General features: G+C 68.8%; 23 protein-coding genes. 10 read left to right on the forward strand and 13 right to left on the reverse strand.

The window, feature by feature from the left end; all coding sequences use genetic code 11:
* Positions 1–951 (forward strand): DUF979 domain-containing protein, encoded by a 951-nt coding sequence (locus CNE_RS00590; protein ID WP_013955215.1) that lies wholly within the window; start codon positions 1–3, stop codon positions 949–951.
* Between the two features lie 15 nt (positions 952–966).
* Positions 967–1,617, forward strand: coding sequence for a pyroglutamyl-peptidase I (pcp, locus tag CNE_RS00595; RefSeq protein ID WP_013955216.1), 651 nt, complete (start codon positions 967–969; stop codon positions 1,615–1,617).
* An 11-nt stretch (positions 1,618–1,628) separates the two neighbouring features.
* On the opposite strand, the gene CNE_RS00600 is transcribed toward pcp, so the two are convergent.
* Genes CNE_RS00600 through CNE_RS00620 form a run of 5 tightly spaced genes read right to left on the reverse strand, consistent with a single transcriptional unit; the run spans position 1,629 to position 6,542 of the window.
* Positions 1,629–2,879 carry a VanZ family protein gene (locus CNE_RS00600; protein WP_013955217.1) on the reverse strand — a complete coding sequence of 417 codons (1,251 nt, stop codon included), beginning with the start codon at positions 2,877–2,879 and terminating at the stop codon, positions 1,629–1,631.
* Between the two features lie 19 nt (positions 2,880–2,898).
* The gene (locus tag CNE_RS00605; RefSeq protein ID WP_404997185.1) at positions 2,899–3,546 is read right to left on the reverse strand and encodes an ABC-type transport auxiliary lipoprotein family protein; all 648 of its coding nucleotides are present in this window, start codon (positions 3,544–3,546) and stop codon (positions 2,899–2,901) included.
* Between the two features lie 52 nt (positions 3,547–3,598).
* The gene (locus CNE_RS00610) at positions 3,599–4,540 is read right to left on the reverse strand and encodes an MlaD family protein (protein WP_013955219.1); all 942 of its coding nucleotides are present in this window, start codon (positions 4,538–4,540) and stop codon (positions 3,599–3,601) included.
* Positions 4,537–5,409, reverse strand: a complete 873-nt coding sequence (locus CNE_RS00615; protein ID WP_013955220.1) for an ABC transporter ATP-binding protein — start codon at positions 5,407–5,409, stop codon at positions 4,537–4,539. Before CNE_RS00615 ends, CNE_RS00610 begins: the two co-directional genes overlap by 4 nt.
* On the reverse strand, positions 5,406–6,542 hold the full coding sequence (locus CNE_RS00620) for an MlaE family ABC transporter permease (RefSeq protein WP_013955221.1): 1,137 nt from the start codon (positions 6,540–6,542) through the stop codon (positions 5,406–5,408). Before CNE_RS00620 ends, CNE_RS00615 begins: the two co-directional genes overlap by 4 nt.
* A gap of 172 nt (positions 6,543–6,714) precedes the next feature.
* Between CNE_RS00620 and CNE_RS00625 the strand changes: the two genes are divergently transcribed.
* Genes CNE_RS00625 through CNE_RS00635 form a run of 3 tightly spaced genes read left to right on the forward strand, consistent with a single transcriptional unit; the run spans position 6,715 to position 9,203 of the window.
* Positions 6,715–7,596, forward strand: coding sequence for a biotin--[acetyl-CoA-carboxylase] ligase (locus CNE_RS00625; protein ID WP_041228266.1), 882 nt, complete (start codon positions 6,715–6,717; stop codon positions 7,594–7,596).
* Positions 7,593–8,435 (forward strand): type III pantothenate kinase, encoded by an 843-nt coding sequence (locus CNE_RS00630; RefSeq protein WP_013955223.1) that lies wholly within the window; start codon positions 7,593–7,595, stop codon positions 8,433–8,435. Before CNE_RS00625 ends, CNE_RS00630 begins: the two co-directional genes overlap by 4 nt.
* Positions 8,436–8,477: 42 nt before the next feature.
* Positions 8,478–9,203, forward strand: a complete 726-nt coding sequence (locus tag CNE_RS00635; protein WP_013955224.1) for an SPOR domain-containing protein — start codon at positions 8,478–8,480, stop codon at positions 9,201–9,203.
* 15 nt (positions 9,204–9,218) lie between these two features.
* Here the strand turns inward: CNE_RS00635 and rfaE2 are convergent, their stop codons facing one another.
* The 7 genes from rfaE2 to CNE_RS00670 all read right to left on the reverse strand — a co-directional run bounded on the left by rfaE2 (position 9,219) and on the right by CNE_RS00670 (position 16,544).
* Positions 9,219–9,713: a D-glycero-beta-D-manno-heptose 1-phosphate adenylyltransferase gene (gene rfaE2 / locus CNE_RS00640; protein ID WP_041227682.1), complete on the reverse strand. Its 495-nt coding sequence runs from the start codon at positions 9,711–9,713 to the stop codon at positions 9,219–9,221.
* Positions 9,714–10,288: 575 nt separating this feature from the next.
* Positions 10,289–11,152 (reverse strand): ferritin family protein, encoded by an 864-nt coding sequence (locus CNE_RS00645; protein WP_013955226.1) that lies wholly within the window; start codon positions 11,150–11,152, stop codon positions 10,289–10,291.
* A 200-nt stretch (positions 11,153–11,352) separates the two neighbouring features.
* Entirely contained in the window at positions 11,353–12,618 is a 1,266-nt protein-coding gene (locus tag CNE_RS00650; RefSeq protein WP_013955227.1) for a patatin-like phospholipase family protein, read from the reverse strand.
* Positions 12,619–12,655: 37 nt separating this feature from the next.
* A complete protein-coding gene (phaM, locus tag CNE_RS00655; protein WP_013955228.1) occupies positions 12,656–13,453 on the reverse strand; it encodes a polyhydroxybutyrate granule multifunctional regulator PhaM in 798 nt (265 codons plus the stop codon).
* A gap of 74 nt (positions 13,454–13,527) precedes the next feature.
* The gene (locus CNE_RS00660) at positions 13,528–14,361 is read right to left on the reverse strand and encodes an enoyl-CoA hydratase/isomerase family protein (RefSeq protein WP_013955229.1); all 834 of its coding nucleotides are present in this window, start codon (positions 14,359–14,361) and stop codon (positions 13,528–13,530) included.
* 121 nt (positions 14,362–14,482) lie between these two features.
* Complete coding sequence (locus CNE_RS00665; RefSeq protein ID WP_013955230.1) at positions 14,483–15,463, reverse strand: fumarylacetoacetate hydrolase family protein; 981 nt, start codon at positions 15,461–15,463, stop codon at positions 14,483–14,485.
* Positions 15,464–15,545: 82 nt separating this feature from the next.
* The gene (locus CNE_RS00670; protein ID WP_013955231.1) at positions 15,546–16,544 is read right to left on the reverse strand and encodes a Bug family tripartite tricarboxylate transporter substrate binding protein; all 999 of its coding nucleotides are present in this window, start codon (positions 16,542–16,544) and stop codon (positions 15,546–15,548) included.
* A gap of 180 nt (positions 16,545–16,724) precedes the next feature.
* Between CNE_RS00670 and CNE_RS00675 the strand changes: the two genes are divergently transcribed.
* From CNE_RS00675 to CNE_RS00690, 4 genes are all read left to right on the forward strand, one after another.
* Positions 16,725–17,558 carry an IclR family transcriptional regulator gene (locus CNE_RS00675; RefSeq protein ID WP_013955232.1) on the forward strand — a complete coding sequence of 278 codons (834 nt, stop codon included), beginning with the start codon at positions 16,725–16,727 and terminating at the stop codon, positions 17,556–17,558.
* A gap of 58 nt (positions 17,559–17,616) precedes the next feature.
* Positions 17,617–18,612 carry a DUF3108 domain-containing protein gene (locus CNE_RS00680; protein ID WP_013955233.1) on the forward strand — a complete coding sequence of 332 codons (996 nt, stop codon included), beginning with the start codon at positions 17,617–17,619 and terminating at the stop codon, positions 18,610–18,612.
* A 51-nt stretch (positions 18,613–18,663) separates the two neighbouring features.
* Positions 18,664–19,506: an alpha/beta fold hydrolase gene (locus CNE_RS00685; RefSeq protein WP_013955234.1), complete on the forward strand. Its 843-nt coding sequence runs from the start codon at positions 18,664–18,666 to the stop codon at positions 19,504–19,506.
* 225 nt (positions 19,507–19,731) lie between these two features.
* Positions 19,732–19,989 carry a BTH_I0359 family protein gene (locus tag CNE_RS00690; protein WP_010812891.1) on the forward strand — a complete coding sequence of 86 codons (258 nt, stop codon included), beginning with the start codon at positions 19,732–19,734 and terminating at the stop codon, positions 19,987–19,989.
* A 72-nt stretch (positions 19,990–20,061) separates the two neighbouring features.
* Here the strand turns inward: CNE_RS00690 and CNE_RS00695 are convergent, their stop codons facing one another.
* Positions 20,062–20,454 (reverse strand): rhodanese-like domain-containing protein, encoded by a 393-nt coding sequence (locus CNE_RS00695; RefSeq protein WP_010812890.1) that lies wholly within the window; start codon positions 20,452–20,454, stop codon positions 20,062–20,064.
* A 229-nt stretch (positions 20,455–20,683) separates the two neighbouring features.
* Here CNE_RS00695 and CNE_RS00700 point away from each other — a divergent pair, with 229 nt between their 5' ends.
* Complete coding sequence (locus CNE_RS00700; RefSeq protein WP_013955235.1) at positions 20,684–21,745, forward strand: homocysteine S-methyltransferase family protein; 1,062 nt, start codon at positions 20,684–20,686, stop codon at positions 21,743–21,745.
* Positions 21,746–21,761: the final 16 nt, after the last annotated feature.

The following is a 21,761-nucleotide window of genomic DNA, read 5'->3' on the forward strand; positions in this document are numbered from 1 at the left end:
ATGATCATTTCCATCGAATATCTCTACTGGCTCGCCGGCCTGGTGCTGGCGATCACCGCGCTGATGACCTTCGCCGACCGCGAGCATCCGCGCCGCCTCAGCACCGGCCTGTTCTGGCTGCTGTACGCGATCGTATTCCTGATTGGCGACCGGCTGCCGCCGGCCGCGGTCGGCATCGGCGCGGTGGTGATGGCGCTGATTGCGGGCTTTGGCGGCGTCGGCCACGGCAAGCACCACAGCCTGCCCGAGGAAGAGCGCCGCGCCAGCGCGCGCCGCCTGGGCAACAAGCTGTTCATCCCGGCGTTGCTGATCCCGCTGGTGACCGTGATCGGCACCATGCTGTTCAAGAACGTCAAGATCGCCGGCCTGCCGCTGCTCGATCCCAAGAACGTGACCTTTGTCTCGCTGGGGATCGGCTGCCTGATCTCGCTGGCGGTGGTGTGCTGGCTCACGCGCGACACCGTGGCGCAGGGCCTGCGCGAGTCGCGCCGGCTGACCGAGTCGCTGGGCTGGGCACTGGTGTTGCCGCAGATGCTGGCGATGCTGGGCCTGGTGTTCGCCGACGCGGGCGTGGGCAAGGCCGTGGCGCACCTGTCCACCGCCTATATCAACATGGACTACAAGCTGGTGGCGGTGGCGGTCTACTGCGTGGGCATGGCGCTGTTCACGGTGATCATGGGAAATGGTTTCGCGGCCTTCCCGGTGATGACCGGCGGCGTGGGCGTGCCGATCCTGGTCGGCATGTTCGGCGGCAACCCGGCGGTGATGGCGGCGATCGGCATGTTCTCGGGCTATTGCGGCACGCTGATGACGCCGATGGCGGCCAACTTCAATATCGTGCCGGCGGCGCTGCTGGAACTCGACGACAAGAACGCCGTGATCCGCGCGCAGGTGCCGACCGCGCTGGCGATCCTGGTGGCCAATATCGCGCTGCTGTACTTCCTGATGTAACCGCGGAGCCCCGCCATGCGTACTGTGCTGCTGACCGGCTTCGAGCCGTTCGAGAATGAACCGATCAATCCCTCATGGGAGGCCGTGCGCGCGCTCGACGGCGAGCGCGTGGGCGACGCCGTGATCGTGGCGCGGCAGCTGCCGTGCGTGTTCGGCGCGGCGATCGACACCATCGGCGAGCTGGTCGACGTGCTGCGGCCCGCGCTGGTGATCGCCGTGGGCCAGGCCGGCGGGCGCGCCGAGATGTCGGTGGAGCGCGTGGCGATCAATGTCGACGATGCGCGCATTGCCGACAACGCCGGCGCCCAGCCGATCGATACCGCCATCGTCGCAGGCGGCCCGGCCGCCTACTTTGCCACGCTGCCGATCAAGGCGATGGTGCGCGACATGCGCGCGGCGGGGGTGCCGGCCTCGGTGTCGCAGACCGCCGGCACCTTCGTCTGCAACCATGTCTTCTACGGGCTGATGCACCGGCTGGCGCAGCAGCCGGATGGCGACGTGCGCGGTGGCTTTATCCATATCCCCTACCTGCCCGAGCAGGCGGCGCGCCATCCGGGCCAGCCCAGCCTGGCGCAGGAAACGCTGGTGAAGGGATTGCGCGCGGCGGTGGCGACAGCGCTGTCGACCCGCGCCGATGTGCGCGAGCAAGGCGGCCAACTGCACTAGGCCCGCCAGCGCTATTCCTGGGTACCGGCCGCGGCCGCCTCACGGCGCGCCGCGGCCTTTTTCCTGGCGTGGCGGCGCAGGCTGACCTGTTCGAAGCGCCAGATCACATAGCAGAACGCCAGGAACGGCCACACCCAGCCCAGCCATTGCGCCAGGCTGTTGAAGTGGATAAAGCGGCCCATGCGCCAGCCTTGCTCCGAGATCCACGCATAGGGGTTGGACGGCAGCACATTGGTCAGCACCACCAGCACGATCAGCGCCACCATCGCCAGCACCGCGCGCAGCCAGCGTGGCAGGTACAGCAGCAGCGCCAGCACCAGCGAGCTGGTCAGCAAGGCAAAGCGCCCGCCTTCGGACAGCCAGACAAAGGCGCTCTCGGACGGAAACTGCAGTTCGGCAGCAGTGGCCTTGAGCAGCAGCGCCGCCGCCAGCAGGCCGGCCAGGATTCGCAGCATCGGCGCGCTGCGGCGCATCGCGATCGAGGCAAACAGGCCCGTGCCGACCCAGCTGCTGGCGGTCACCAGCGATTCCAGCAACTGCTGGCTCTGCATGTCCTCGGGCCGCAAGCCGATATGGTCCTGCCAGGCCTCCAGCTGCGGGAACACCATCTGCAGCACCTGCATCGGCCAGGATTCCGGGTCGGTCAGCCATTCGCGCACGATGCCGCCCATGCCGAACAGGTGCTCTTGCGGAAACACCTGCGCAAACGGCCACAGCAGCAGCAGGATGATGGCAAAGCTGGCGTGGGGCTCGAACCACGCATGGCGCAGGCGCGTCAGGCGCCCGTCGTCGATCAGTGCCCGGGTGAACGGCGCCACCACCGCGCCGCCCAGCAGCGCGCCCAGCGCATTGGTGATCAGGTCGATATTGGAGGAGATGCGGCTTGGCAGCCAGGTCTGGAAGGCCTCCATGCAGGCCGACAGCAGCGCCCCGGCCACCAGTGCCACCAGCGTGGCGCGCCCGCCCGACATGCGCGGATGCAGCGACAGCACCACCAGCGCGCCGAACGGGAAGTATCCCAGCACATTGGTCAGCAGGTCGAAGTCGGTGATGTAGCGCGGCTTGGGCGCGCTCAGGAAGGCAAACGGCGAAACGCCGTTGTCGACCCAGCCCGAGAACGGGTACAGGCTGGCGTACACGACCAGCAGCGTGAAGCAAAGCAGCCCCACGCGGGCCAGCGGCGAGTACTGCGGGCCGGTGGCTTCGGGCGTTGGCTGTGCCGCCGGGGGCGGCGCGGAGGGCGGCGGGGGAGCCGGCTCCATGGCATGTCTCCTTGCGTGTCTACTTTAGCTGCAGCGTGCCGATCCAGTCGAGCAGCGCCGTGATCACCGCGTCGCTGGCCTCGGCCAGCGCCTTGACGCCGCCGGCACCATCGGCGCTGGCCGCGGGCCGGCGCGCCTCGAAGGTCTGCTGGCCGAGCATGCCTTGCTGGAACACCGTAGCGCGCATCCGTACCACGCCTGCGCTGGTGGTGGCGCTGTCGAACACCTGGTCGAACTCGATCAGGTCCACCTTCAGCGCCGGCACGCTGCTGTCGCCGAACCAGCTCAGCGTGCCGCGCGCGGCCACGGCCTCGCGCAGCCGCTCGTCGAACAGGCGCGTGGGCGACATCACCCAGCGTTGCGTGGCGTAGGCCTGCAGGCGCTGCGCCTGCGCATACTGCAGCCGATAGAAGAGGGCGTTGCCGTCCAGCCAGTTGGGCCCGTCGGTCTGTGCCACGCGCAGTTTGGGCAGCCGCGCCGGCGCGGGGTTCCCGTTGCCGGGGGTGGCGGCGGCCGGCGGGCCGAGATCGTAGGTGACGGTGGGGTTGTTGCCGCGCGTCAGCGCGCAGCCCGACAGCGCCAGCCCCGCGGCGGCCAGCAGCAGGGCGGCCTGGAGGCGGGAGCGCGCGGATCGGAGAAAGCGTGGCATCTCGGTCGCAGGGTTCACGGCGGTATCTCGCGGTTGGCGGTATCGGGTGAGGGGTGGCATGCGGGCCGCGCTATGGTGCGCTGAAGCCCGGCTCGCCCGGGCCCGGGGCAGGCGCGGGCGCGCCGAACAGCACGCTGCTCGGGCTCTCGTTGAACTGGCCGGCGGCGCGCTCGAAGGTGCGCGCGGTCTGGCGCGCGTCGCGCGCCAGACCATTGAGCTGCGGCAGGGTCTCTTCGCTGAAGGTGCCCGCCGCGGACTGCACCGACGAGGCCGCGCCCTGCATGTCGCGCCCGACGCTGTCGACGGTGCGCATCACCGTGCCGTTGGGGTTGGCCAGCTCCTGCGTCAGGCGCCGGGTCGATTCCAGCGTGGCGTTCAGGTTCTCGGTCACCTTCGGCAGCCGGTTGGCGGCCGGGCCCAGCGAATCGGACAGCCGCGAGTAGTCTTCCGCGGTCTTGCGCACCGCGTGGATCGCGGCCATCAGCTCAGTGCGGTTGGCGCTCTGGAACATGTCGTTGAGCGAGGTCATCATGGTCTCGACCTGCGTCAGCAGCGAATCGCCGCGCTTTTCCAGCTCTTCGAAGAAGCCGGGGCGCATGGCGATGCGTGCCACCGCTTTGGGCGAGGTCGGCAGCGGCGGCGAAGCCGTTGCGCCGTCGTGCGTGGCGCTGTCGTCCAGTTGCACGTAGGCGATTCCGGTCACGCCCTGGAAGCCCAGCGTGCCATAGGTGGTGCGCGTGATCGGCGTGTCCTTGTTGACGTTGACGCGCACAATGATCTGGCCCGGCACCTGCGGGTCGAACTTGATCGACTCGACCTTGCCCACCGCCAGCCCGCGGTATTTCACGTCGCCCTGCGGCTGCAGGCCGTTGACGGTGGCGCGCGTGATCAGGTCGTATGGCACGCGCACGGCGTGGTCGCTGCTGAACCAGAAGATTGCGAACAACACCAGCACGGCCAGGCCGATGGTGAACACGCCGGCAAGGAACGCGTGTGACTTGTTTTCCATCATGCTTCTCCAGGGGGCGCCGCATCCGGCTGCCCGTGCGGTGGCAGCGCCTGCATGGCGCGCTGGGCGCGCTCGCCCAGGAAATACTCGCGGATGAAGGGGTGGTCCACCTTCACCACTTCAGGGATCGGCGCCGCGGCGATCACCTTGTGGTCCGCCAGCACCGCGACGCGGTCCGACAATGCCACCAGCGTGTCCAGGTCGTGCGTGATCATCACCACGGTCAGGCCCAGTTCGCGGCGCAGTTCGCGGATTAGCCGCACGTAGTCGTCCGAAGCCATCGGGTCCAGCCCGGCGGTGGGCTCGTCCAGGAACAGCAGTTCCGGCTCCAGCGCCAGTGCGCGCGCCAACGCCACGCGCTTGATCATGCCGCCGGACAGGTCCGCCGGCATCTTGTCGGCATCGCGCGCCGACAGCCCCACCAGCTGCAGCTTGAGCAGCGCCGCCTGGCAGATCAGGTTGTCGGGCAGCGCGCGTAGCTCGCGCAGCGGCAGCGCGATATTGTCGATCACCGACAGCGCCGAGAACAGCGCGCCGCGCTGGAACTGCAGCCCCCAGCGGTTGCGCAGCGCCTGCAGCTGCGCCGGGCGCAGCCGGGTCGGGTCTTCGCCGAACACCTTGATGGAGCCCGAGGTGGGACGCTCCAGCCCCACGATCTGGCGCAGCAGTACGGTCTTGCCGCTGCCCGAGCCGCCAACGATGGACAGCACCTCGTCGCGGTAAACGTCCAGGTTCACATGGTCATGCACCACCGCCTTGCCGAAGCGCTTGACCAGGTCGCGCACCTCGATGACCGGGGTGCGGTCCGCCTTGCGGTCCGGCTTGCGTCCGGGTTTGCCGTCCGGCGTGGCGTTCGCTTGCGCCGCGCTCACAGGCCCACGTCCTTGAACAGGATGGCGAAGACCGCGTCGGCCAGGATCACCATGGTGATCGCGGTCACCACCGAGGCGGTGGTGCCTTCGCCCAGGCTTTGCGTATTGGGCTTGATGCGCAGCCCGAAGTGGCATGCGGTCAGCGCGATCAGGATGCCGAACACCACCCCCTTGCCCAGTCCGAGCCACAGGTTGGCCACCGGCACCGCATCGGGCAGCTCGCGCAGGAAGAAGGTGGCGCTGATGCCCAGCTGCCAGCGCGCGGCCAGGATGCCGCCCGCCAGCGCCATCACGTCGGTCCAGGCCACCAGCAGCGGCATGGCGATGGCCAGGGCGATCACGCGCGGCATGATCAGCCGGAAGCCGTGCGAGATGCCCATCACAAGCATCGCATCGAGCTCTTCGGTCACGCGCATCACGCCGATCTGCGCGGTGATGGCCGAACCCGAGCGGCCCGCGATCAGGATCGCCGCCAGCACCGGCCCCAGCTCGCGGATCACCGCCATGCCCAGGATGTTGACGATAAAGGTGCTGGCGCCAAACGTGCGCAACTGGTTGGCCGACAGGTACGACAGCACGATGCCGATCAGGAAGCCGACCAGCGCGGTGATGCCAAGCGCCTTGTAGCCCACGTTGTAGATATTGGCCGAGATCTCGCGCCAGGGGCCGCGCTGGGGCATGCGTGTAAAGCGCAGCAGGTCGAAGGTCAGCTGGCCCAGCATGCTGACGCCGCGGCCCAGCTGCGCGCCGAACGACAGCACGCTCGCGCCGAACAGCGTAACCGGGTTGAAGCGGTCCACCATGTGCTTCTTCCAGCCCTCGTCGTGCACTGCGGCGATGCGCTCGAACACGCGGCGCTGGCCTTCGCTGGCATCGAGCCGCTGCGGCAGCGCGCCGTTCCAGGCCTGCCACAGCAGTTGCCCGCCGATATGGTCCAGCCGCTCGACGCCGGCCAGCGACCACTGCGCGCTGTCTGGCGCCTGCGCCAGCTCATGCAGTTGCGCGCGCAGCTGCCGCGCCTGGTGGCAGCCGGCCAGGGCGAGCGCGGTCCAGTCGCCACGCAGCGCTACGCTGACGGTTCCGTCTCCGCGCGTGATATGGAAGTCTGGCGTCGTCTGGCGTTCCAAGGGCATGCGATGTGATGGCCGAGTCTCGATTCTAAGCCACCCGCCCCGCTGGCGCGACCGCGCCGTGCCGAGGCGGCGGCGCGGCTACAATGCGGCATCTGCAGCAGGCACTTGGGGCGCAGCCCTGCCCCCGCCTGTGTTTTCCACGATCGCCATCGATCCCAGCCCATTGCCGCGCATGTCCGCCGTTCCTCCGACTCCATCCGACCCTTCCGCCCCATCCGGCGCCAACTGGCGCATCGATGCCGGCGCGCTGCGCGGCATGCTGTCGCCCGCGTTGAGCGACTGGACGCTGGAGCTGGTGGAAGAAACCGGCTCCACCAATGCCGACCTGACCGCGGCCTGCCGCCAGGCGCCGTGGTCCGACGCCGGCAGGCTGCGCCTGGCCTACCGCCAGACCGCCGGGCGCGGGCGCCAGGGCCGGCCGTGGCAGGGGCAGGCAGGCATGACCTTCTCGGTGGCACTGCCGCTGGCGCTGGCGCCGGCGCAGTTGATCGGCCTGAGCCTGGCCGTGGGCCTGGCGCTGGTCGAGGCCCTGGGCGATGTCGAGGCGGGCCTCGGCGCTCGGATCGGGCTGAAATGGCCCAATGACCTCCAGATCGATGAGCGCGAGCTGGCCGGGATCCTGATCGAGGCGGTGCCCGCCGGGCCGCAGCGGGTCTGGGCCGTGATCGGCATCGGCCTGAACCTGGTGCGCGACGCGCAGATGGAAGCGGCACTGGGCCGCGAGCTGGCGGGCGTGGCCGAGGCCATGCCCGGCTTCGACGCGCAGCGCGATGCCCCGCGCCTGCTGGCCGCGCTGCTGGAGCGGCTGGCGGCCATGCGCACCGCGTTCCTGGCGCACGGTTTCGGGCCGATGGCGCGGCGCTGGTCCGCGGCCGATGCCTACCGCGACCAGCCGGTGCGGCTGCTGCACGAGGGCAAGGTGATCGCCGAAGGCATGGCGCGCGGCGTCGACGAGGCCGGCCACCTGCTGCTGGAAACGCCGGCGGGGCTTGAGCGCATCGCCAGCGGCGAGCTGTCGCTGCGGCCCGCGCCGGGGCAGGGAGGCACCGCATGAGCGCGCCGCACCTGCTGATCGATATCGGCAATACCCGCCTCAAGTGGGCCTGGTGCGAAGCCGGTGCGGCGCTGCCCGCCACCGGCGCGCTGCCCACGCCGTGGCAGCACGGCGGCGCGGTCGCCCATGCCGACGCCGGCGCGCTGCAGGCGCTGGCCGCTGACCTGCGCGCGCTGCGCGGCAGCGGGCCGATGCCGTCGGTGTGGATCAGCAATGTCGCCGGACCGGTGATTGCGGCCGCCGTGGATGCAGCGCTGGCCGAGGCCTTCGGGGGCTGTGCGCCGGTGCAATGGGTGCGCAGCACCGCCGCGCAAGGCAACCTGGCCAACGGCTACCGCGAGCCCACGCAACTGGGCGTGGACCGCTGGGTCGGCGCCATCGGCGCGCACCGCTGGCTGCCGCACGACACGCTGCTGGTGGTGACCGCGGGCACCGCCACCACGCTGGATATCGTCACGGCCGCGGCGGACGGCAGCGCGCGCTTCGAAGGCGGCCTGATCCTGCCCGGCCTGGCACTGATGCTGGGCACGCTGGCGCGCAACACCGCGCAGCTGCCGGCACTGGACGTGGACGATGCCGGCACCGTGGCGGGCGCGCACCTGCGTTGGGCCGACAACACGCACGACGCCATTGCCGCAGGCTGCCTGGCCGCGCAGGCCGGCGCCATCGAACGCACCTGGCGCGCGCTGGGCGAGCGCGGGCCGGCGCGTCGCCCCGTGCGCTGCCTGCTGTCCGGCGGTGCCCGCGGCGCGCTGGCTGGCGCGCTCGCGGTGCCGTTCGAGATGCACGATAATCTGGTGCTGCTTGGCCTGCACGCGATGGCATCGGCCGGCGCCTAGCGCGCAGCGCAACTTCTCACACGCCTCAATCCACCCCGACCCATGACCGCCCCAGGCCAGCCCGCCCGGCCACGCTCGCCGCGCATCGTCCCGCTGTTGCTGCTGCTCGCCAATGCCATGCTGCTGGGGGCGGTGCTCGGGGTGTTCGGCGCGAATCCGCTGGCCGGCTGGTTTGAAACCCCGCGTGAGCCCCAGCGGCTGCGGCAGCAGGTACGTGGGGAGCGGATGCGGGTGCAGGCGTCGCCATTGGCACCAGCGTCGGCACCAGCGGCGGATGCCGTACCGCGCAGCGCGCTGCCGTCGGCCACGCTGGCTGCCTGCATCGAGATCGGTGGCTTCAGCGCCCAGGCGGCGCGCCGCGCCACTGAAGACCTGGCCGCCGCCGCGCTGCGCGTGGAAGCGTTCGCGCGGCAGGAACAGGTGCGCTGGTGGGTCCATCTGCCCGCGCAGCCCACGCGCGAGCATGCCGAGCGCAAGCTGGCCGAGCTGCGCCGGCGCAATGTGACGGAGTACTCGCTGGTGACCGCCGGCACGCCCGAGGCCACGACCTATACGGTGTCGCTGGGCCTCTTCCGCGAGCGCGAGCGTGCCGAGCAATATCTCGATTCCCTGCGCGGCCACGGCGTGCGCACCGCCATGCTGACCGAGGCCGCGCGGCCGCTCACGCGGCAGTGGCTGCGCGTGCGCGATGCCGACGACGCGGCGCGCGCCCGGCTCGAGGCCATGCGCCAGCGCTACGGCGCCGAGGACGTGCTGGCCTGCTCCTGAGCGACCTGAGCTGCCTTAGCTGCCCTGGCGTACCCTGGTCAGCAGCTTGGTGGTCGAGCGGTCGTGCAGGAAGGGGATGGCGTAGGCCTGGCCGCCCCAGCTGCGCACCAGCCGGGTTTCTTCCAGCGTGTCGATGTCGTAGTCGCCGCCCTTGACGTAGATGTCGGGGCGCACCAGGCGGATCAGTTCCACCGGGGTCTGTTCGCGGAACATCGCGACCAGGTCGACCGACTCCAGCGCGGCCAGCAGCGCCATGCGGTCCGATTCATGGTTCAGCGGGCGGTCGTCGCCCTTGCCCAGCATCTTCACGGAAGCATCGCTGTTGACGCCGACCACCAGGCTCGCGCCCAGTGCGCGCGCCTGTGCCAGGTAGGTGGCATGGCCGCGGTGCAGGATGTCGAAGACACCATTGGTGAACACCAGCGGGCGCGGCAAGGTGGCGATGCGCGCGGCCAGCGCGGCGGGGGTGTCAGGCAGGGTCAGCTTGGATTCGAAAGCGGGTACGGACATGGGGTCGGCATCGGAAAGTGGAGGCCAGCCCCTGGTCGGAGCCGGCGTGCTTGCCCGAGATGGTACCCCTTCTTGTGATCTCCGCCGGCGGTGGGCCCTGGTTACCCCGTCACGCACAGCCTGCCGGATCGACAACCGGCCTGGCCTGCTGCCACGCCGGGAACTGCGAGGCATGACACCACGAATTAAATGAATTCGTAATGCTGGATTTACAGCGCATTGAGTGTCAGGATAATCGTCGCGTGCTTTAAATATTTTATTTTCGGATATAAGTTTATTCGACGAACGGGCGCCAGCCATGGGTTTGCCGCCGCTGCGTGACAGCATGGCAGTACATGGGACGGGAATGAATGATGTAGTAACCGGCTACTACCTGCATCGTAGCCGGCTCGTTTATCATGCCAGGCGCTTGATTTTCCAGGATTAGGAAAACAGCCATGCAGAATACCCGCCACAACCGGATCAAGCCCGGTGCGCCGCGGCGGGTCGCATTTGTCGGGAATGCGTCCAGGCAATAGAAGGGCAAAAAAAGCCCCGCTTCGGCGGGGCTTTTTTCGTGCTGTCGGACTGGCCGCTCAGGCTTGCGCCGGCTGGGCCCCGCCCGTGCCTTGCAGGCTGGCGTTCAGTTCCTTGCGGTAGCGGTTCAGGTCCTGCACCGTCTCGAAGGTGCGTTCGAACAGCAGCGACATGTTGTGCAGGATCCGTTCGATGACCTTCTTCTCCCAGCCTTCGTCAAAGCGGATCTGCTCGTCCAGCCAGTGCTCGAGCCAGTCCGGGTCCGGCAGGCGCGACTGCACCGTGTCGTTGGGGAACAGCGCCTTGTTGACGTGCAGGTTGGTCGGGTGCAGCGGCTTCTCGGTGCGGCGGGCCGATGCCATCAGCACGCCGATCTTGGCAAAGGCGGCGCGCGCGCTGTCGCCGAACTGCGCCAGGTACTTCTTCATGTAGCGCAGGTAGGCGCCGCCATGGCGGGCTTCATCCTGCGACAGGGTGCGGTAGATATGCTTGATCACCGGTTCCGTGTGCCATTCGGCGGCGCGGCGGTACCAGTGGTTCAGGCGGATCTCGCCGCAGAAATGCAGCATCAGGGTTTCCAGCGGCGGGGCCGGGTCGAACTCGAAGCGCACCGCGTGCAGTTCTTCCTCGGTCGGCACCAGGTCCGGGCGGAAGCGGCGCAGGTACTCCATCAGCACCAGCGAGTGCTTCTGTTCCTCAAAGAACCAGATGCTCATGAACGCCGAAAAATCAGAATCGTGGCGATTGTCGCGCAGGAACATCTCGGTCGCGGGCAGGGCGGACCATTCCGTGATCGCGTTCATGCGAATGGTCTTGGCCTGGTCGTCCGTCAGCATGCTGGCGTCAAAGGTATCCCAGGGGATGTCCTTGTCCATGTGCCAGCGGACGGCTTCCAACGATTTGAACAGTTCGGGGTAGAGCATGGTAAGCCTTTGAAATTACGGGCAGATTCTACCAGATGCGAATTATTCTCTTCTCCTTTTTTAGTTCGGATCGGGGCAAATGCAACGCTTTTTGACGCGGTTTGGCGCAGCCGGCTGCATATTGCGGGCGATCAGCGCAACGATGACACGTCAATGTGCCAGCCGCGGCGCCTGGCCGCACGCCATGTGCTGGCGGGTGCTCAGGGCGAAAGCGCGCGCTCGCCGGCCGGCAGCGCGGCCGGTGGCGTGCCCGGGACGATGCCGAACAGGAACGCCGCCAGCTCGTCCGCCTGGGCCTCGGCGTCGCGCTCGCCCAGCGCCATCAGGGCCTGGGTGAAGGCGGGTTCGAACAGCAGGTAGCTGGCAAAGGCGGCGCCGCGCGCCTCGGTGCCGCCCAGTGGCGCCAGCAGGGCGCGCACCGTGCGCGGCAGCTGCTTCTGGTGCTCGGCGGCAATGGCTTCGATCGGCTCGCTGGGGGCGATCGTCATCACCTGCACCGGTCGCCAGCCCTCGCGGTCGCCGGCCAGCTCCGGCATGCGCGCCAGCAAGCGGTTGATATGCAGCAGCCGCTCCAGGTCGGCGTTGAGTCCGTCCAGGAAGATGCTGGCCAGCGCCTGCCCGCCCACCTGCGCCAGCGACGGGTAGCCGCCGGCCGGCATGGTGTCGTACCAGCCCGAGCGCTGGCGCGAGGCCGCGCCGATCGCCAGCACGCGCGACGCGCCCAGGTGGATCGCCGGCGAAAGCGGCGACATCTGCCGCATGGTGCCGTCGCCGAACCACTCATGGTGGCCGTCCAGCTCCAGCGGCATCGCCGGGAACAGGAACGGAATCGACGCCGATGCCAGCAGGTGGTCCACCGTGATCTGCGCCGGGATCGCAATGCGCTGGCTGCGGTGCCACGGATGGATGCGGTGGTGCGACTGGTAGAAGGTCACGTGGCGCCCGGTGCTGTAGGACAGCGCGGTGACCGCGAATGCCTGCAGCGCACCGCTGTCCAGGCTGGCCTGCACGCGCTCGGGCTCGAACAGCTCGCCCAGCATGCTGCCCAGCGGGGTGTTGTCGAAGAGGGCACGGGGCGCGCGCCGCTGCGTGGCCCAGCCCAGCGCCAGCGTCGACAGCCAGCGCGCGCCCGATATGCCCACGCGCAGCACGTCGGTGCGGTAGACGTCGTCGGCATGAATGCTGTGCCACAGCGCCGCCAGGCTCTGTGTGGCGGCCTGGAAGTCCCCCGCCTGGATCGCCAGCCCGGCGCCGTTGATCGCGCCTGCCGAGGTCCCGGCGATGATGCCGAAGGGCATCGCGCCATGGCCCTTGCCGTGCCGCGCGGCAATGCGTGCCAGCCCGCTCAGCACGCCCGCCTGGTAGGCGGCGCGCGCGCCGCCGCCCATCATGATCAGCGCGGTGGCGGCGGGGTTGGGTCCGGATTGCAGCGCGGGGTGGGGGGCCGGGAAGGACTCGCGGTGCATTGCGTTGGCGTGGCGAATTGTCGGGAGTTTTTGGCTGTCAGGCTGCGTTGCTGCCGTTGGGGCCGTGGCCGCCGCCGCCGCTGTTGCCGCCGTTCTTGCCATTGTCATCGCCGTTGCCCGCGTCCTTGGCCGGCTTTGCCTTGACTGCCTTCTTGGCCGGCGCTTTCTTTGCCGGCGCCTTCCTGGCGGCAGGCTTGCCCGTGCCGGCGGAGGCGGCCTTGCCGGGCTCGCCCGTCTTCGGCTTTGCCGCAGCCGCTTGCGCTGCGGCTTCGGGGCCGGCCGCGGCGCCGAAGCCGCCCATGCCGAACGGGGCGATGCTGGCCGCGGCGGCGCTGCTGGCGATCTGGTTGAACTGCTGTTGCAGCAGGTCCCACCACAGCGCGGCGTTGGGGGGCAAGGCGGAATCGGTGTCGCTTGCCGCAGCCTGCGGCTGCTCGGCGGCAGGCGGCTCAGGTTGCGCACCGCTGCCGGCATCCGCGCCGGCGGCGCGCTCCGGCGCCGCGGCACTGGGCGTGTTGGCCGCGCGTGCGACATTTTCCATCGCGGACTGCATGGCGTCGGGCGACAGCGCGTTGCCGAAGGTCTGCAGCGCCACCAGCGTGGCGCGCTGCACTTCCAGGCCCTGGATGGTGGTGCGCAGCAGGTTGGTGTTCAACTGCAGCCAGCTCTCCACGGCCTTCAGGTCGGCAATGCGCTTGTCGAGGTCGTCGAGGTCCATCGGCGGCGTCATCGCCTGCAGGCCGGGCATCAGGCCGGCGGGCATGCCGCTGCCGCTGCCCCACAGCCGGCGCATGAAGTCAAAGCCGTTGGTGAAATCGGGAATCTGTCCGAACATGGTCGAGCGCTCCGTGTGCGGCGCAGCCCCGGGATTGGCCAGGAGGGCCCGTCGGGCCGGCGGCTGCGTCGTCGTTACCTGAACTGTGGCGGCCGCTTCTGGCGCAGGCTCGCCACGCCTTCGTGCACGTCGGGGCCGGCAAAGCCCATAAATTCAAGCGCCAGCGAGGTATCGAAGGCGGGGCCGGCCATGCGCAGCCAGTTGTTGAGGGCATACTTGGTCCAGCGGATCGCGGTCTGCGACCCGGCTGCCAGCCGATTGGCCACCTCGAACGCGCGCGCCACCAGTTCGTCCTCTTCCACCGCCAGCGAGACCAGGCCGATCCGCTCGGCTTCCTCGCCGCTGACCGACTCGCACAGCATCAGATAGTACTTGGCCTTGGCCATTCCGCACAGCAGCGGCCACACGATGGCGGCATGGTCGCCCGCGGCCACGCCCAGCCGGGTATGGCCGTCGACGATGCGCGCGGTCCTTGCCGCGATCGAAATATCGGCCAGCAGCCCGGCCACCAGCCCGGCGCCGACGGCGGGGCCGTGCATGGCGGAGACCACCGGCTTGTCGCAATTGATGACGTTGTAGACCAGGTCGCGCGCCTCATGCCAGACGCGGGTACGGGTCTCGAAATCGTTGGCCATGTCCTCGACCAGGGCCAGGTCGCCGCCGGCCGAGAAGCCCTTGCCCTCGCCGCGGATCAGCGCCACGCGCACCTCGGGGTCGGCGGAGACGTCGCGCCAGATCTCGGCCAGCTCGCGGTGCATGTTGGCGTCGGCCGTGGCCAGCTTCTGGTTGGCCGACTGGGCCGCGCCCATGATGATTTCGAGGATGGGGCCGTGGCGGCGCAGCGTCAGTGCGCGATAGCGCTCGTAGCGGGGGGAGAGGGGTGTGGAGTCTGCGGTGGGGGTAGTCATTGGGGGCCTGAGAGGTACGGGGTTAGCGGCGCGCCGCATGCATCGTTGATTTGCCAACCGATCGGTCGGTTAATTATATGCATATCTGGCTCGCCGCCGCACCCCGCGGCCCCAACGTGCGTCAGGCCGGTGCCACCAGCTGGTCGATCGCGCCGAATACCGAATGGCCCTGCGCGTCGAACATCTCGATCTTGACCGCGTCGCCGAACTTCATGAACTCGGTCACGGGCTTGCCCTCATCGATGGTTTCCAGCATGCGCTTCTCGGCGATGCAGCAGTAGCCCTTCGTGCGGTCGACATTGGAGATCGTGCCCGAGCCCACGATGCTGCCGGCGCGCACGTTGCGGGTCTTGCAGATATGGGCGATCAGCTGGCCGAAGTCGAACACCATGTCGGTGCCGCAGTCGGGCTGGCCCACCTTCTTGCTGTTCCAGTGCACGGTCATCGGCAGGAGCACCTTGCGCTCGCGCCAGGCCTCGCCGAGTTCGTCGGGCGTCACCGCCACCGGCGAGAATGCCGTGGCCGGCTTGCTCTGGAAGAAGCCGAAGCCCTTGCCCAGCTCGGCCGGGATCAGGTTGCGCAGCGAGACATCGTTGGCCAGCATCACCAGGCGGATGGCTTCGCCGGCCTGCTCGGGCGTGGCGCCCATCCTCACGTCGCCGGTAATCACGGCCACCTCGGCCTCGAAGTCGATGCCGAAGGCTTCGCTGGCGCAGACGATATCGTCCTGCGGACCGACGAAGTCGTCAGAGCCGCCCTGGTACATCAGCGGGTCGGTCCAGAACTCGGGCGGCATCTCGGCGCCGCGCGCCTTGCGCACCAGCTCGACGTGGTTGACATAGGCCGAGCCGTCGGCCCACTGGTAGGCGCGCGGCAGCGGCGCCATGCAGTCCTTGGGGGCGAATGGGAAGGGGTGGCGCGCGCGGCCGGCGTTGAGCGCGTCGTACAGGTCCTGCAGCTGCGGCGCGTAAAACGGCCAGTCGTCCAGCACGGTCTGCAGCTTGCCGGCGATGTCGGTGGCGTAGTGGGCGGTCTTCAGGTCGCGCGACACGACCACCAGCTGGCCGTCGCGCGAACCGTCCTTCAGGGTTGCGAGTTTCATGGATGCAGTACGGTAGGGATCGGGGGCGCCCGCGGGGCAGGCGCAATGGCCACTAGTCTACCGTGGCCCGCCCGCGCGCCAGTCAGTCGACGGTGATGCCCTTGGCCTTGATCAGCTTGCCCCAGCGCTCGCCCTCGGCGCGCGCGTAGCTGGCGAATTCCTCGGGCGTGCTGTAGACCGCCTCCACGCCCACGCCTTCCAGCTTCTTCTGCACCTCGGGCGTCTTCAGCGCCTTGACCAGCTCGGCGTTCAGGCGCGTGACCACGGCCTTGGGCGTGCCGGCCGGCGCCACCATGCCTTGCCAGGCGTAAGCTTCAAAGCCGGCCACGCCGCCCTCGGCCACGGTCGGCACGCTGGGCAGCACGGTAAGGCGCTTGGGCGTGGCCACGCCGAGCGCGCGCAGCTTCCCGGCCTGCACATTCTGCTGGCCCGAGGCCAGGTCCAGGAACATCAGGTCGACCTGGCCCGCGAGCAGGTCCTGCACCGCCGGCGCCGCGCCCTTGTAGGGCACGTGCGTCATCTTGACCCGGGTCTGGTCCATGAACAGTTCCATCGCCAGGTGGTGCGGGCTGCCCGCGCCCGGCGAGGCGAAATTGACCTTGCCCGGGTTCTTCTGCGCGTACTCGACCACTTCCTTGAGCGTGCGCGCCGGGAAGTTGGGATTGGCCACCAGCACCAGCGGGAAGCGCGCAAGCTGGCCGATGTAGACGAAGTCCTTGTCCGGGTTGTACGGCAGCTTCTTGTACAGAGACGGATTGGCGGCCAGCGTGGCGGTGTCGGCGGTCAGCACGGTGTAGCCGTCGGGCTTGGCATGCGCCACGGCATCGGCGCCGACGATGGTGGCCGCACCGGGGCGGTTGTCGATCACTACCTGCTTGCCCAGCCCCGGGGTAATGGCCTGGGCCACGGTGCGCGCCACCACGTCGGTGCCGCCGCCGGCGGGATAGGGCACGACCCAACGGATCGGCTGCGACGGCCAGTCGTCGGCGCGCGCGGGGGCGCTGGCGGTGAACAGGGCGGCAAACAGGGTAGCGGCCGTCAATGCGGCGAGGGCGGGGCGAAAGTAGCCAAGGGGGCGCATCGGTTGTCTCCGTGTTAAAAAGGGGCCCGGTTCGGGCGGGCTTGCACGAGGGGCATACCGCCGGCCAGGTCTGTTGCGAGGAAAGTCTACCGATGGCTTAAAAATTGGTAAATCGATTTCGCTATAGTAAATTTACCTACGAATTTCCCCAGCCCCCGGGGATAGCCAACCATCCGCCGCATGTCAGAGATCGAAGAAGAAGACACCAAGCTGCGTTCCGGCATCCAGTCCATCGAGGTGGGCTTCAGGCTACTGCAGGCGCTGGCGGTGTCGCCGCGCGCGATGATGCTACGCGACCTGGCCGCCGCCGCCGGCATGAACCCGGCCAAGGCCCATCGCTACCTGGTCAGCTTCATGCGGCTGGGCGCCGTGGCGCAGGACCCCGTCAGCGGGCGCTATGACCTGGGCCCGTTCGCGCTGCAGCTGGGCCTGGCCGGGCTGAACCGTCTCGATCCGGTCAAGAAGGCGCGCCCGATCCTGTCGCAGCTGCGCGATGAACTGGACCTGACCGCCGGCATTGCCGTGTGGGGCAACCACGGTCCCACCGTGGTGCACTGGGAGGAATCCAGCCATCCCGTCACCGTCAGCCTGCGCCTGGGCGATGTGATGCCGATGCTGAACTCAGCCACCGGCCGCCTGTACGGCGCCTACCTGCCGCGCAAGCAGACCCTGCCGCTGATCGAGCGCGAGCTGGGCGCGCGCGGCAATGACGGCGTGCCCGACATGCCGCGCTCACTGGCCGACTACGACGCGATCTGCGCCGAGGTGCGCGCGCATGGCGCCGCGCGCACGCTCGGCGGCGTGCTGCCGGGCATCAATGCGTTCTCGATGCCGGTGTTCGACGCCAACGGCCACCTGGCCATGGGGCTGATCGTACTGGGCGCGCAAAGCATATTCGATGCAGAATGGGGCGGTACGATGGATCGTCGCATCCGTGACATCGCCCAACAGCTCTCATCGGAACTTGGCTACCTTGGTGCAGCCACCCCGGCCGGAGAAACCGGCCAATCCTAGTCTCCACGCCCGGCCCGGCGCGGATCCCCGCGTCTGGCGCCGGCGGCGCTGGATCATCGTGATCGCCCTGGTGCTGCTGGTCCACGTGCTGGCCGTGGTGGGCTTTGTGCGCATGCCGGGGCCGCTGATCCCGATGGATGTCAGCAGCACGCCCACGCTGGAAGCGGTGCTGCTGCCGCCGCCCAGGCCGCCAGCCCCGCCCGCGCCGCGGCCGATGCCGCGCCCGCGCCCGCAGCCCAGGCCGGCCGAGCAGGCCCCGGAAGCCGAGCCGCAGGAAGCCCCCGCTCCCGCGCTCGCCACCAGCCCGCAGGGCGCGACCGAAATGGCTTCGGGCAGCGGCGGCGAAGGCAGCGCGGCCAAGCCTGCCACCCCTGCCGCCGCGCCATCCGGCGGCCCGCAGGGCGGCGTCGATGGCGTGCGCTACGACCCGCCGCCGTCGGCGACGATGCACTACGCCAGCTTCGTCAACGGCGTGCAGAACCCCGACGGCCTGATCCGCTGGGAGCAGGACGGCAGCCGCTACCGGCTGGCGGTCGAAACCCGCGTGTTGTGGTTCCGCTTTGCCTTCCAGAGCGGCGGCGCGATGGCCGTGCAGGGACTGTTGCCGGAACGCTACGAAGAACGCCGCCGCAACAAGACCGAGTCCTCGCGTTTCGATGCCGCGGCCGGCACCGCAGTGCTGGCCTCGGGCACGCAGGCCCAGTTCCCGCCCGGCGCGCAGGACCGCTTCAGCGTATTCCTGCAGCTGGTGGGGCTGGTGCGCGGCAATCCCCAGCGATATGTCACCCCGGGAGTGACGGAAACGTTCCTTGTGGCCGACACGCGGGATGTGGAACCCATGCAAGTGCAGTATGTTGGAGAAGACGAGATCGACACCGGCCGCGGCGTGATACGCGCAAAGCACTTTGTACGGCTGCAGCGCCGTGCCAATGACCGGCGCCGCGTCGAGCTGTGGCTGGCGCAGTCGCTGGGCTGGATGCCGGTGCGCCTGCGCCAGACCGAGCCCGACGGCACCCAGATCGACCTGGTGTACCGCGGCAAGGAAGGGCAGTAGGGCCGCGGCGCGCGCCTCCCGACGCATCATCTAACCGAAAGGAGCCCAGCCATGACCGTTGCCACGCCACCAGTCGAAACCCACCGCATCCACGCCGAAGGCGCCGACCTGCACGTGCGCGTGGACGGGGCGGACGGGCCCTGGGTGATCCTGGCCCACGCCCTGGCTGCCGACCACACGCTGTGGGACGCCACCGCGCAGCACCTGGCGGGCCGCTATCGCGTGGTGCGCCCTGACATGCGCGGCCACGGCGCCAGCGACGCCCCGCTCGGGCCCTACACCATGACGCGGCTGGCCGACGACGTGGTCGCGGTGATGGACGCGCTGCAGATCCCCCAGGCGCATTTCTGCGGGATTTCCGTGGGCGGCATGATCGGGCAGACCATGGGGCTGCGCCATCCCGAGCGGCTGTTGTCGCTGGCGCTGGTGGCCACCAACAGCCAGACTCCGATGGAGGCGCACCCGATGTGGCACAACCGCATCGGCCAGGCCGAGGCCCATGGCATGGCCGGCATGGCCGATGCCACCCTCGGGCGCTGGCTGACGCCGTCCTTCCATGAGGCGCATCGCGACCAGGTGTCGCGCATTCGCGACAGGCTGGTGGGCACGCCGGTACGTGGATACGTAGGTGTGGCCGAGGCGATCATGGCTTTTGACCTCGCCGGCGCGCTTTCTCGCATTCATTGTCCTACGCTGGTAGTAGCGGGCGAGCAGGACCAGGGCGCAACCGTGGCGATGGCACAGAGCATCGCCGCGGCCATCCCCGGTGCCAGGCTCGAGGTAGTGCCGCAAGCGGCGCACCTGGTGCACGTGGAGCAGCCCGAGCGCTTCCATGCCGCGCTGGACGCCTTTCTTGGGAATGCCGCATGCGGGGGGCAGTGCGACGTTCCGTGACAAGCAACACACTGATGTGGAAGGCTCAAGAAACTTGTTGCATTGGCCGATGCCCAATTCATGTAAGGCAGAAAATCGTGGCAACGAGGTGACCCACACCAATAACTTGATTTCCCGCCGGTCACCCCAAGTTTGGAGGTAAAGCCGCGGCGCCCCCTCAAGGCATCAACTGAGGCAAGAACCACAAGGGCATGCCGCCCATCCATGACGCCCAGGAGGTGTGCCATGCAAATGATCTACAACAGCGACAACTACTGCATCGTGGAATTTGGTGCGGATGTCGATCAGGCGCCGCTTGAGTTCGGGGGCTATGAAATCGTCGACAAGAACCTGAAGCGCGAAATTTTCCTCGGCGGCCATCTGGCCGAGAGCTTTCGCGCCGACGTCAAACGCCTGATTGAAAGCGAGCCATCCGTGGAGGAAGTCGACGATTTTCTCGGCAAGTTCGACAATGTGATGATGCACCCGCTGGTGATGCACTGAGCGGCTTTGCCTGGAACGATCACGCCCGCTTCGGCGGGCGTTTTTGTTGGTGGCGGGCGCTGCGGGCCGCGCTCAGTACTGTTCCCACGGCAGTCCGTCATGGCGCCAGCCATTGACCGTGTTGCGGTGGCGCTGCGCATCGAGATCGCCCTCGAAGCCGTGCAGCACGAACTGGACGTTGGAGAAACCCGCGCCCTCCAGTGCCCGCGCCGCCGCCGACGAGCGGTTGCCGCTGCGGCAGATCAGCAGCACCGGCCGCGCCGACGCCTGGCCCGCCAGTTTCTTCACCATCTGCACGAAATGCGGGTTGACCTCCCAGTCCGGGCCGTCGTTCCAGGGGACGTTGTGCGCGCCCTTAGGATGGCCGACGAACAGGTATTCCATCTCGCTGCGGCAGTCGATAAAGAGCGTCTCGGGCGATTGCGCCAGCAGGTCCTGGGCGTCGGCGGGGGAGAGATGTTGCATGTCGGTCAAGGAAGGGGGCAGCGCGAAGCGCCCCGGGGCGGTGACGGTTACGTCTCTCAGTGTAGGCGCCACCGGGCCGGACAGGCAACCGCGGGCCACCGCGGACAGCCGCAAGGCCTTGATACACCTGATAAAATCGTCCCTCTTTGGCCAGCATCGGCCACAGCAGCGGCCCGGCGCCGATCCAGCCATGGATACGCCGCAGGCCCGCCTTTCCAGAGTCCCCGCCATGAGTGCCCCTGAATCCACCGCGGCCGCGCCGCGCCCCTACACCCGGGCTGCCGAGTTGCCCCGGCTGCTGCAAGAACGCATCCTGATCCTGGATGGCGCCATGGGCACCATGATCCAGCGCTACAAGCTGACCGAGGCGGACTACCGCGGCGCGCGCTTCGCGGAACACAAGGTGGACGTCAAGGGCAACAACGAACTGCTGCTGCTGACGCGCCCGCAGGTCATCAGCGAGATCCATGAGCAGTACCTGGCCGCCGGGGCAGACCTGATCGAGACCAACACCTTCGGTGCCACGCGCGTGGCGCAGGAAGACTACAAGATGGCGGACCTGGCGTACGAGATGAACGTCGAGGCCGCGCGCCTGGCGCGTGCCGCCTGCGACAAGTACAGCACGCCGGACAAGCCGCGCTTTGTCGCCGGCGCCTTCGGCCCGACGCCCAAGACCGCCAGCATCTCGCCCGACGTGAACGACCCGGGCGCGCGCAACGTGACCTTCGAAGAGCTGCGCGATTCCTACTACGAACAGGGCAAGGGCCTGCTGGAAGGCGGCGCCGATGTGTTCCTGGTCGAGACCATCTTCGACACGCTCAATGCCAAGGCGGCGCTGTTCGCCATCGACCAGCTGTTCGAGGACACCGGCGAACGCCTGCCGGTGATGATCTCCGGCACGGTGACCGATGCCTCGGGCCGGATCCTGTCGGGCCAGACCGTGGAAGCGTTCTGGAACAGCCTGCGCCACGCCCGCCCGATCACCTTCGGCTTGAACTGCGCGCTGGGCGCAACGCTGATGCGCCCCTATATCGCCGAGCTGGCCAAGGTCTGCGATGCCGCGGTGTCGTGCTACCCGAACGCGGGTTTGCCGAACCCGATGAGCGACACGGGCTTCGACGAAACGCCCGAGGTCACCTCGTCGCTGGTGGAAGAGTTCGCCGCCTCCGGGCTGGTGAACCTGGTGGGCGGCTGCTGCGGCACCACCCCCGAGCATATTGCCGCCATCGCCGAGCGCGTGGCCGACAAGAAACCCCGCACCTGGCCCGGCCAGTACCGCGACGCCGCCTGAGCCCGGAGCCCGACAA

This window comes from Cupriavidus necator N-1, from assembly GCF_000219215.1.
In the GTDB taxonomy this organism is placed as follows: domain Bacteria; phylum Pseudomonadota; class Gammaproteobacteria; order Burkholderiales; family Burkholderiaceae; genus Cupriavidus; species Cupriavidus necator.

Excerpts from the sequence above, each read along its gene's own strand:
- CNE_RS00610 (WP_013955219.1), bottom strand. The coding sequence starts at position 4,540 with ATGATGGAAAACAAGTCACACGCGTTCCTTGCCGGCGTGTTCACCATC.
- CNE_RS00625 (WP_041228266.1), top strand. The coding sequence starts at position 6,715 with ATGTCCGCCGTTCCTCCGACTCCATCCGACCCTTCCGCCCCATCCGGC.
- CNE_RS00695 (WP_010812890.1), bottom strand. The coding sequence starts at position 20,454 with ATGCAACATCTCTCCCCCGCCGACGCCCAGGACCTGCTGGCGCAATCG.
- CNE_RS00670 (WP_013955231.1), bottom strand. The coding sequence starts at position 16,544 with ATGCGCCCCCTTGGCTACTTTCGCCCCGCCCTCGCCGCATTGACGGCC.
- rfaE2 (WP_041227682.1), bottom strand. The coding sequence starts at position 9,713 with ATGTCCGTACCCGCTTTCGAATCCAAGCTGACCCTGCCTGACACCCCC.
- pcp (WP_013955216.1), top strand. The coding sequence starts at position 967 with ATGCGTACTGTGCTGCTGACCGGCTTCGAGCCGTTCGAGAATGAACCG.
- CNE_RS00685 (WP_013955234.1), top strand. The coding sequence starts at position 18,664 with ATGACCGTTGCCACGCCACCAGTCGAAACCCACCGCATCCACGCCGAA.
- CNE_RS00665 (WP_013955230.1), bottom strand. The coding sequence starts at position 15,463 with ATGAAACTCGCAACCCTGAAGGACGGTTCGCGCGACGGCCAGCTGGTG.
- CNE_RS00650 (WP_013955227.1), bottom strand. The coding sequence starts at position 12,618 with ATGCACCGCGAGTCCTTCCCGGCCCCCCACCCCGCGCTGCAATCCGGA.
- CNE_RS00690 (WP_010812891.1), top strand. The coding sequence starts at position 19,732 with ATGCAAATGATCTACAACAGCGACAACTACTGCATCGTGGAATTTGGT.
- phaM (WP_013955228.1), bottom strand. The coding sequence starts at position 13,453 with ATGTTCGGACAGATTCCCGATTTCACCAACGGCTTTGACTTCATGCGC.
- CNE_RS00700 (WP_013955235.1), top strand. The coding sequence starts at position 20,684 with ATGAGTGCCCCTGAATCCACCGCGGCCGCGCCGCGCCCCTACACCCGG.
- CNE_RS00645 (WP_013955226.1), bottom strand. The coding sequence starts at position 11,152 with ATGCTCTACCCCGAACTGTTCAAATCGTTGGAAGCCGTCCGCTGGCAC.
- CNE_RS00660 (WP_013955229.1), bottom strand. The coding sequence starts at position 14,361 with ATGACTACCCCCACCGCAGACTCCACACCCCTCTCCCCCCGCTACGAG.
- CNE_RS00590 (WP_013955215.1), top strand. The coding sequence starts at position 1 with ATGATCATTTCCATCGAATATCTCTACTGGCTCGCCGGCCTGGTGCTG.
- CNE_RS00635 (WP_013955224.1), top strand. The coding sequence starts at position 8,478 with ATGACCGCCCCAGGCCAGCCCGCCCGGCCACGCTCGCCGCGCATCGTC.
- CNE_RS00630 (WP_013955223.1), top strand. The coding sequence starts at position 7,593 with ATGAGCGCGCCGCACCTGCTGATCGATATCGGCAATACCCGCCTCAAG.
- CNE_RS00600 (WP_013955217.1), bottom strand. The coding sequence starts at position 2,879 with ATGGAGCCGGCTCCCCCGCCGCCCTCCGCGCCGCCCCCGGCGGCACAG.
- CNE_RS00675 (WP_013955232.1), top strand. The coding sequence starts at position 16,725 with ATGTCAGAGATCGAAGAAGAAGACACCAAGCTGCGTTCCGGCATCCAG.
- CNE_RS00620 (WP_013955221.1), bottom strand. The coding sequence starts at position 6,542 with ATGCCCTTGGAACGCCAGACGACGCCAGACTTCCATATCACGCGCGGA.